8 protein-coding genes are annotated in these 9,632 nt (G+C 73.8%); all 8 read right to left on the bottom strand.

Translation table 11 applies throughout. The features are described 5' to 3' along the window. Positions 1–38 precede the first annotated feature (38 nt). A complete protein-coding gene (locus tag ACFVTF_RS37740) occupies positions 39–1,844 on the bottom strand; it encodes a beta-galactosidase (RefSeq protein ID WP_387818730.1) in 1,806 nt (601 codons plus the stop codon). 75 nt (positions 1,845–1,919) lie between these two features. After that, complete coding sequence (locus tag ACFVTF_RS37735) at positions 1,920–2,864, bottom strand: sugar phosphate isomerase/epimerase family protein (RefSeq protein ID WP_387818728.1); 945 nt, start codon at positions 2,862–2,864, stop codon at positions 1,920–1,922. Beyond that, entirely contained in the window at positions 2,861–4,033 is a 1,173-nt protein-coding gene (locus ACFVTF_RS37730; RefSeq protein WP_387818726.1) for a dihydrodipicolinate synthase family protein, read from the bottom strand. The genes ACFVTF_RS37735 and ACFVTF_RS37730 overlap by 4 nt, the downstream gene beginning before the upstream one ends. Further along, on the bottom strand, positions 4,033–5,136 hold the full coding sequence (locus tag ACFVTF_RS37725) for a Gfo/Idh/MocA family protein (protein ID WP_387818732.1): 1,104 nt from the start codon (positions 5,134–5,136) through the stop codon (positions 4,033–4,035). Before ACFVTF_RS37725 ends, ACFVTF_RS37730 begins: the two co-directional genes overlap by 1 nt. Before the next feature lie 84 nt (positions 5,137–5,220). Continuing rightward, positions 5,221–6,270 (bottom strand): hydroxyacid dehydrogenase, encoded by a 1,050-nt coding sequence (locus tag ACFVTF_RS37720; protein WP_371522063.1) that lies wholly within the window; start codon positions 6,268–6,270, stop codon positions 5,221–5,223. Next, the gene (locus ACFVTF_RS37715) at positions 6,267–7,181 is read right to left on the bottom strand and encodes a carbohydrate ABC transporter permease (RefSeq protein ID WP_371522065.1); all 915 of its coding nucleotides are present in this window, start codon (positions 7,179–7,181) and stop codon (positions 6,267–6,269) included. The genes ACFVTF_RS37720 and ACFVTF_RS37715 overlap by 4 nt, the downstream gene beginning before the upstream one ends. Then, complete coding sequence (locus ACFVTF_RS37710) at positions 7,178–8,128, bottom strand: carbohydrate ABC transporter permease (RefSeq protein ID WP_371522068.1); 951 nt, start codon at positions 8,126–8,128, stop codon at positions 7,178–7,180. The genes ACFVTF_RS37715 and ACFVTF_RS37710 overlap by 4 nt, the downstream gene beginning before the upstream one ends. After that, positions 8,125–9,462, bottom strand: a complete 1,338-nt coding sequence (locus ACFVTF_RS37705; RefSeq protein ID WP_387818723.1) for an ABC transporter substrate-binding protein — start codon at positions 9,460–9,462, stop codon at positions 8,125–8,127. Before ACFVTF_RS37705 ends, ACFVTF_RS37710 begins: the two co-directional genes overlap by 4 nt. Between the last annotated feature and the right edge of the window lie 170 nt (positions 9,463–9,632).

Raw genomic sequence — 9,632 nt, 5'->3', positions numbered from 1 at the left:
GGGCGGGTCCGTCGCGGCCGACGGGTCTTCGGCTCGCCTCAGAACTCGGAGCTGGGGGCGTCCGTGACGGGGCCGAGGTCGGGTCGGTCGCGGAGGTCGAGGGCCTCGCCGTGGCGGGTGAGTTCGAGGAGGACGAGGGTGTTGGTGCCCGGGCGCCAGAGCGGGGCGGGGGCGTAGAGGGTGCGCTGCGGGCCCTCGTCGGTGTAGCGGCCGAGGAGGAATCCGTTGAGCCAGAGCAGGCCGCGGCCCCAGCCGGGGAGGGCGAGGAAGGCGTCGGCGGGGGTGTCGAGGTCGGTCTCGAAGCGGTGGAAGGCCGGGTCGCCGTCGGTGGCGGCGGTGGCCGGGTCGAAGGCCAGGCCGCTCAGGTCGGTGAGGGGGAGCGGGCGGATCTCCCAGTCGTGGAGGCGCTGGCGTTCGTGCGAGACGCCGCGCCGGATGCCCTTGCGGTCGTCGAGTTGGGGGCCGTAGTTGGTGCGGCCGAGCGCCTCGACCAGGATGTCCAGGGTGGTGCCGGCCGCCGTGGTGGCCAGCGGGAGGGTGGCGCCGGGGTCGTTGCGGTCGAGGGTGCCGAGGGGGTTGCCGTCGGCGAAGACCTGGGCGCGGTCGCCGAGGCCGTCGATGCGCAGCGGCAGGGTGGGGCGGGGGCCGGGGACGCGGGTGCGGTAGTGGATGAGGCCGAGGGACTGGCCGAGGTTCTCCATGGGTTCCGGGACGGGCCGGTGGTGCGGGGTGGCGAGCGCGTCCAGGGAGTCGAACAGGCGCGCCCGGCCGGTCCCGCGGTCGATGCGGCGCGGGGCCAGGCGGGGCGGCTCGGCGGGGAGTTCGCCGTCGGGCAGGGGGAGGTACCGGCCGATGACGTCGCGCAGGGCGTGGAACTTGGGGGTGAGCTCGCCGGCCTCGCCGATGGGGGCGTCGTAGTCGTAGCTGGTGGTGGTGGGCTCGTAGCCCGGGGTGTCGGGGCTGGTGCCGGTGTGGTTGGCGCCGGACCAGAGGCCGAAGTTGGTGCCGCCGTGGGCCATGTAGAGGTTGACGGAGGCACCGGTGGCGAGGAGTGCGTCCAGGGAGCGGGCGGACTCCTCCGGGTCGCGGACGTGGTGGGGCCCGCCGACGCGGTCGAACCAGCCGATCCAGAACTCCATGGCGGCGAGCGGTCCCTTGGGCTGCTGGCGGCGCAGCACCTCGAAGCGCTCGGGAGCGCGGGAGCCGAAGGTCGCGGTGGCGAGCAGGCCGGGGATCGCGCCGCCCTGCTGCATGAAGTCCTCGGCGCCGTCGGCGGTGAACAGCAGGCAGTCCACGCCGCGCGCGAGGAGGCCGTCGCGCAGGTGGGCGAGGTAGCCGGCGTCGGTGCCGTAGCTGCCGTACTCGTTCTCGACCTGGACGGCCACGACGGGGCCGCCGCGGCTCGCCAGCAGCGGCACCAGCTCGGGCACGAGGGCGTCGAACCAGCCGTCCACGGCGGCCAGGAAGGCGGGGTCGGCACAGCGCAGGCGCAGGCCGTCGACGGCGAGCAGCCGGGCGGGCAGGCCGCCGAACTCCCATTCGGCGCAGATGTAGGGGCCGGGCCGCAGGATGACGTCCAGTCCGTGCTGCTGGGCCAGCCGGACGAACCGGGCCACGTCCCGCCAGCCGGTGAAGTCGATCTCACCGGTGGGGAGTTCGTGGAAGTTCCAGGGGATGTAGGTGTCCACGGTGTTGACGCCGAGGGCGCGCAGGCGGCGCAGCCGGTCGTCCCAGAGCTCGGGGTGGACGCGGAAGTAGTGCAGGGCGCCGGCGACGATCCGGTGCGGGGAGCCGTTGCGGCGGAATCCGGAGTCGTCGTAGTCGAGTTCGATCGTTTCGATCATGGCGTGACCAGCTTTCGAGGGTGTGGCACGGGCTGCCAGGGTAGGGCCGGACGGTGAACGTCCGACGCCTGGCGGCTACCGGCGTGGCGCGGCGACCACGTGGGTGCGGTGGCGGTCGGCCACGGTGGCGAGGGTCTGCGCGCCGGGGGTGGCCCAGATCCGCTCGTTGAAGATCTCGACCTCGATCCAGCCGGTGTAGCCCGCGGCCGTGACCTGGTCGGTGAGGGAGCGGAAGTCGATGTGGCCGTCGCCGACGTGGCCGCGCCCGAGCAGGACGTCGGCGGGCAGCGGCAGCGTCCAGTCGCACACCTGGTAGGCGGCGATGCGGCCGTCCCGGCCCGCCCGGTCGATCTGCTCGGGCAGCGCCGGATCCCACCAGACGTGGTAGCTGTCGACGACCACGCCGACCTGGGCGGCCGGGTGCGGCGCGGCGAGGTCGAGCGCCTGGCCGAGGGTGGAGACCACGGCGCGGTCGGCGCAGAACATCGGATGCAGCGGTTCGATGGCCAGCCGTACACCGAACTGTCCGGCGTACGGTGCGAGTTCGGCGAGCAGGTCGGCGATCCGGGCGCGCGCGCCGGGCAGGTCGCGGCTGCCCTCGGGCAGGCCTCCGACGACCAGCACCAGGGTGTCGGTGCCGAGTTCGGCGGCCTCCTCGACGGCCCGCCGGTTGTCGTCGAGCGCGGCGCGGCGGCCCTGCGCTCCGGCGGCGGTGAGGAAGCCGCCCCGGCAGAGGCTGCTGACGGTCAGGCCGCTGTCGCGGACCAGCCGGGCGGCGCGGGCCGTTCCGGTCTCGGCGACCTTGTCCCGCCACAGGCCGATCGCCGGGATGCCCGCCTGCGCGCAGCCCCGGACGGCCTCGGGCAGGGACCAGTGCTTGGTGGTGATCTGGTTGAGCGAGAGCCGTTCCAGTCCGGGGGCGGCGATACCCGGCAGGGCGGCGGGGCCCGGTGTGGCGGGGCCTGGTGTGGTGGGGCCTGGTGCGGCTGGGCTTGGTGTGGTGGGGCCGGGTGCGGTCATGCCGACCACCCGGCCAGGGCGAGGTAGCGGCGCATCCGGTCGGCCGCGAGCTCGGGGTCGGGGAGCACCCCGGCGGCGTCGGCGAGCCGGAGCAGCTCGACGAGGTGCGGTACGGACCGGCCGCTCTGGGCGCCGGCCACCATGGTGAAGTGCTCCTGGTGGCCGGCCAGGTAGGCGAGGAAGACCACACCGGTCTTGTACTGGTAGGTCGGCGCCGCGAAGAGGTGCCGGGCCAGCGGAAGCGTCGGGCCGAGCAGCGCGTCGAAGCGGGCGGTGTCGCCGGCGTCCAGGGCGTGCAGGGCCGCCGCGGCGTGGCCGGCGATCGGGTCGAAGACGCCGAGCAGGGCGTCGCTGTGGCCGAGTCCGTCGCCCTTGATCAGTTCGGGGTAGTGGAAGTCGTCGCCGGTGTAGAGCCGCACCCCGGCGGGCAGGGCGCGGCGCAGCGCGACCTCCCGGTCGGCGTCCAGCAGCGACACCTTGATGCCGTCGATCCGCCCGGGGTGTTCGCGGATGAGGGTGAGGACGGTGTCGGTGGCCGCGTCGAGGTCGGCGGAGCCCCAGTAGCCGGCCAGTGCCGGGTCGAAGGCGGCGCCGAGCCAGTGCAGGATCACCGGCCGGGCGGACTGCCGGATCAGCCCGTCGTAGACGCGGAGGAAGTCCTCCGGGCCGCGGGCGCGGGAGTTGAGGGCCCGGCTGGCCATCAGGACGGGCTGCGCGCCGGCCGCCTCGACCACGGCGAGCTGCGCCTCGTAGGCGTCCGCGACCTCGCTCAGGGCGGCGGCCGTGATGTCGCTCAGGGAGCGTGCCGGGTCGGTGAGTTGGTCGGTGCCGACGCCGCAGGCGAGCCGGCCGCCGACGGCGCGGGCCGCCGCGCCGGAGCGGGTGATGAGTTCGCGGGTGGCGGCCCAGTCCAGGCCCATGCCGCGCTGGGCGGTGTCCATGGCGTCGGCGACGCCGAGGCCGAGCGACCAGAGGTGGTGGCGGAAGGCTAGGGTGGCGTCCCAGTCCAGGGCGGCCGGGGCGCCGGCGGCGTTGGCGCCGAGCGGGTCGGCGACGACGTGGGCGGCCGCGAAGGCCGTGCGGGAGGCGGGCGGGTGTGCGGGCAGGTCGAGCGGTGCGGGCTCGCGCAGCCGCAGCCGGCCGTGTCCGGGCAGGTTCAGTTCGGCCATCAGAGCACCAGCTCGGGGACGTCGAGCCGGCGGCCCTCGCGCGCCGAGCGCAGGCCGAGTTCGGCGAGCTGGACGCCCTTGGCGCCCTCCAGGAGGTCCCACGGGTAGGCGGAACCGGTGGCGACGTGGCGCAGGAACAGCTCCCACTGCACCTTGAAGCCGTTGTCGTACTCCTCGTTCGCGGGCACCGGCTGCCACTGGGCGCGGAAGGGGTCGGTGGCCGGGAGGTCCGGGTTCCAGACCGGCCGGGGGGTGGTGGCCCGGTGCTGGATGCGGCACTCGCGCAGCCCGGCGACGGCGCTGCCCTCGGTGCCGTCGACCTGGAACTCGACCAGTTCGTCCCGGTCGACCCGCACCGCCCAGGAGGAGTTGATCTGTGCGACGACGCCGCCGGCCAGCTCGAAGACGCCGTACGCGGCGTCGTCGGCGGTGGCGGGGTAGTCCCGGCCCTGCTCGTCGACGCGGCGGGGGATGTGGGTGGCGGTGTGCGCGTACACCGTGCGGACGGGTCCGAAGAGGTTGTCCAGCACGTAGCGCCAGTGCGGGAACATGTCGAGGATCATGCCGCCGCCGTCCTCGGCGCGGTAGTTCCAGGACGGGCGCTGGGCGCTCTGCCAGTCGCCCTCGAAGACCCAGTAGCCGAACTCGCCGCGCACGGACAGGATCCGGCCGAAGAACCCGCCGTCGACCAGCCGCTTGAGCTTGCGCAGCCCGGGCAGGAACAGCTTGTCCTGGACGACGCCGTTGCGGACGCCGGCCGCCCGGGCGAGGCGGGCCAGTTCCAGGGCGGCGTCGAGGGATTCGGCGGTCGGCTTCTCGGTGTAGACGTGCTTGCCGGCCGCGATCGCGGCGCGCAGGGCGGCCTCCCGGGCGGGGGTCACCTGGGCGTCGAAGTACACCTCGGTGAGCGGGTGGGCGAGCGCCTCGTCGAGCGAGGTGGTCCAGTGCTCCAGGCCGTGGCGTTCGGCCAGGGCGCGCAGCTTGGCCTCGTTGCGGCCGAGCAGGATGGGTTCGGGCCAGAGCACCCGGCCGTCGTCGAGGTCGAGGCCGCCCTGCTCGCGGATGGCGAGGATCGAGCGGACGAGGTGCTGGCGGTGGCCCATGCGGCCGGTGACGCCGTTCAGGACGACGCCGATCACCTTGCGGTCCACGGGTGTTCTCCTTGCAGCTGGTAACGGGGGGCGCGGTCAGGCGGTGCGGTGGATGCCTTCGGGGTGGACGGCGTGGGCGAACGGCAGGCCCCGCGCGTAGCGGGCGAGTTCGTCGGCTGCGGCGGCGGCCATCCGGTGCAGTTCGCCGCCGAGCGAGCCGGCCACGTGCGGGGTGAGCAGGACGTTCGGCAGCTCGTACAGCGGTGAGTCGGCGGGCAGGACCTCGGGGACGGTGACGTCGAGGACGGCGTCCAGGCGGCCGGCGACGAGTTCGTCGGTGAGCGCCTGCTGGTCGACCAGCGAGCCGCGGGAGGTGTTGACCAGGGTGGCGCCGTCGCGCATCAGGGCGAGCCGGCGGCGGTCCACCAGGTGGTGGGTCTCCGGCAGTTCGGGGGCGTGCACGGTGACCACGTCGGAGGAGGCGCACAGGTCGTCCAGGCCGACGGCCCGGGCGCCGAGCGCGGCGGCCTCGGCGGCCTCCACGTACGGGTCGTACAGCAGCAGGTCGAGGTCGTGCGGGCCGAGCAGTTCGAGCACCCGGCGCCCGATCCGGGAGGCGCCGACGACGCCGACCGTGCGCCGGTAGTTCCCGGCGGTGGCGTAGGCGCCCTGCCAGTCGTGCGGGGCGCGCCGGTGCCGGTAGTCCTCGCGGATCGCCAGCAGCCGCTTGTTGGCGAGCAGCACGGCGGCGACGGTGTACTCGGCGACGGGCAGCGCGTTGGCCCAGGCGGCCGAGGTGACCTGGAGGCCGCGCCGCCAGCAGGCGTCGGTGACGTGGTGCTTGACCGAGCCGGCGGCGTGGATGACGGCGCGCAGCCGGGGCGCGGCGGCCAGCACGGCCTCGTCCAGCGGCGGGCAGCCCCAGCCGCTGATGATGACCTCGGTGCGGGCCAGCGCGGCGGCGGCCTCGGGGGCGGCGAAGTCGTCCACCACCAGGTCGGGGTCGAGGTCGGCGAGGTCGGTGAGCCGCCGGACGGCGTGCCGGTCGAGCAGCCGGGCGGGCAGCGCGCGGTCCATCGCGAGCAGGGCGCGGGGCCGGCGGGCCGGGGCGGCGGGGGAGGGGATGTCGGCCGTGGTGGTGGTCATTTGACGCTTCCTGCGGTCAGGCCGGCCCGCCAGTGGCGTTGCAGGCCGACGAAGGCCGCCACCAGCGGGAGGACGGCGAGCAGCGAGCCGCTGACGACGAGGGGGTAGTACTCGGGGAAGGCGTGGGTCTGGGCGTTCCAGCTGAACAGGCCGAGGCTGACCGGGAAGAGCCGGTTGTCCGAGAGCATCACCAGGGGGAGGAAGAAGTTGTTCCAGATCGCGGTGAACTGGAAGAGGAACACCGTGACGAAGCCGGGCGTCATCATCCGCAGGCCGATCGACCAGAAGGTGCGCAGTTCGCCCGCGCCGTCCATCCGGGCCGCCTCCAGTACCTCCCCGGGGACGTAGCCCGCGCAGAACACCCGGGCGAGGTAGACGCCGAAGGGGTTGACCAGGGAGGGCACGAAGACCGCCCAGAAGGTGTTGACCACGCCGAGGTCCGAGGCGAGCAGGTACATCGGCAGGGCCAGCGTGGTGGTGGGCACCAGCACGCCGAGCAGCACCAGGCCGAACAGCTTCTCCTTGCCGGGGAAGGCGTGGACGTGGAACGCGTACCCGGCGCAGACGCAGACCAGGGCGCAGGCCAGGGCGCCGAGCCCGGCGTACAGCAGGGAGTTGAGGTACCAGCGGAAGTAGATGCCGTCCCCGGTGGTGGCCAGCGCGTGCAGGTTGTCGCCGAGGTGCCAGGTGGAGGGGGAGAGGGCGCGCCCGCCGAGCAGGTCGCCGGTGTTCTTGGCGGCGGCGGTCACCAGCCACAGCAGCGGCAGCAGGGTGTAGGCGGTGGCGAGGACGAGGGCGCCGTTGACGGCGGCCTTGGAGAGCGTCCACGGCCGGCGGGGCGGGTGTCCGTGGGGGTGGTTGCGGGCGGCGGAGCGCTGCCGGGGGCGGCGTCCGGGGGCGAGCGTGGTCATGCGGTGGCCTCCGTCCGCCGGTCCGGGCGCGGGCGGGTGGCCCGGGTGACGAGGAAGGACAGCGCGGCGGCGGCGAGCGCGAGCAGCACCGAGGCGGCGGCGGCCAGGCCGTAGTCGCCCCGGTCGAAGGCGGCGGTGTAGGCGTACATGCTGGGCGTCCAGGTGGAGACGACGCCGGGGGAGGCGCCGTGCAGGATCATCGGTTCGGTGAAGAGCTGGAGCGAGCCGATCAGGGTGAACAGGCCGACCAGCACGATCGAGGCGCGGATGAGCGGGATCTTGACGCTGACGGCGGTCCGCAGCGGTCCGGCGCCGTCGACGACGGCCGCTTCGAGGACTTCGCGCGGGACGGCCTGGAGCGCGGCGTAGAAGATGACCATGTTGTAGCCGGTCCACTCCCAGAGCGCGATGTTGACCACGGCGGGCAGCGGCGCGCCGAACGGGTCGGGGTGGGCGCCGCCGGCGTTCAACAGGTCGATGACCGGGCTGATGCCGGGCGTGTACAGGTAGACCCAGATCAGCGCGGCGATGATGCCGGGCACCGCGTGCGGCAGGAACAGCGCCAGCTGGAAGAAGCGGCGGGCGCGGGCCAGCGCCGAGTCCAGCAGCAGCGCGAGCAGCAGCGCCAGCCCCGTCATCAGCGGGATGTAGAGCAGGCAGTACTGCGCGGTGGTCCAGAAGCCCGAGCGGAACGCCTGGTCGCCGAGCGCCCGGGCGTAGTTGCCGAGGCCGGTGAAGACCGTCTCGCCGCCGCCGAAGCCGAGCCCGGAGCGGTGCTCGGTGTACAGGCTGAGGTGGACGGCGTAGCCGATCGGGACGAGCGTGCAGGCGGTGAACAGGAGCACGAACGGGGCGAGCAGGACGGCCGGCGCCCCGTACCGCCCGCGCCGGCGGGCGCGGGCGGCGACGGCGGGCCCGGGCCCGGTGCGGGGCGGCTGGGCGGTCACTGCTTGACCTTGAGGCCGCGGTTCTTCAGCTCGGCCAGGGTGGACTGCTGCGCGGCGTCGAGGGCCGCCTGCACGGTGCCGCCCTGGGTGAGCTTGCCGAACGCGTCCTTGAGCGCGTTGTTGGTCGCGTTCATCGTCGGGCCCCACTGCCAGTTCGGCTTGATCGACTTCGCGGCGTCCGTGTAGAGCGCGTAAACGTCCTGGCCGCCGTAGAAGTCGGCCTTGAAGGCCTCCTCGGCCACCGGGACGAGCGCGGGCGCGGCCGGGAAGGCGGAGGAGGTGCCGGAGGCGATCCGGGCCTTGATGCCCTCCGGCGTGGTGGTCGCCCAGGTGGCGAACTCGACCGCCGCCTTGGCCTTCTTGCTGTTCTTGGAGACGGCGAAGGTGGTGCCGCCGACCATGCCGCTGGCCGGGGTGCCGTCCCAGCTGGGCACCGGGGCGACGGCCCACGTGCCGGCCGCGTCGGGCAGGGTGCCCTTCAGCACCCCGCCGCCCCAGGAGGCGCCGAGGTAGCCGGCGGTCTCGCCCTTCTGCAGCGAGGCCGTCCACGGCTGGCTGAACGAGGGCTGGACGCGGACCAGGTCCTCGGCGATCAGCTGCTGCCAGTAGTCCGCGGTCTGCTTGGTCCCGGCGCCGTTGAGGTCGACGCTCCAGGCGTCGTCGCGGCCGGTGAACCAGTGGGCGCCGGCCTGCCAGGCCATCGCCTCGAAGGTGGCCGGGTCGTCGGGGAAGAAGGTGGCGATCCGGGTGTCCGGCTGGGCCTCCTTCAGTTTCTGCGCGGCGGTGCGGAATTCGTCCCAGGTCTTCGGCGGGGTGAGTCCGGCCCGGTCGAAGAGGTCCTTGCGGTAGTAGAAGGCCTGCGGCGAGGCGTCCAGCGGCAGCGCCCAGGTGCGGCCGCCGAGGCTGGTCAGGTCCATGGTCTGCGGCAGGTACTTCGCCTTGAGCTCGCCGGGGACGAGCCCGGAGATGTCCTGGACGGCGCCCTGGCTGACGAAGTCCGGCAGTTGGGCGTACTCGACGTTGAACACGTCGGGGGCGTTGCCGGCCTTCACCGCGTTGGAGATCTTGGCGTACCCGCCGGCCGTGCCGGAGGGTATCTCCTCGTAGACCACGTTGACGTCCGGGTGGGAGGCGTTGAAGGCGGCGACGACCTCCTTCGTCCCCTTGGACCAGGCCCAGAAGGTCAGGGTGACCGGCTTGCCGTCGTCGGCCTTCGGGGCCCCGCCGCCGCTGCCGCCGCAGCCGGCGAGGAGGACGGTGGACAGCAGGCCGCCGGCGGCGGCGCGGAGGAGTCTGCGCCGGGGGTGGGGGAGGGGGAGCGGGAGTGAGGGCATGCACGACTCCGGGAGAGGGGGGCGCGGCCGGGGGGTCAGGGGGCTGCCGGTGGCCGCGATCGGGAGGGCAAGTGGTCGCCATCCTGGGCGGACGAACGATCGAAGTCAAGAGATCGGGATCAAATGATCCGTTGCGATCAAAAGGCTTGACGAACGATCAACCGCTTTCT

It is taken from the genome of Kitasatospora sp. NPDC057940 (assembly GCF_042887425.1).
Taxonomy (GTDB): domain Bacteria; phylum Actinomycetota; class Actinomycetes; order Streptomycetales; family Streptomycetaceae; genus Kitasatospora.
Note: the sequence above shows the minus strand (reverse complement) of the source record. Positions and strands in the feature narration are given on the sequence as shown.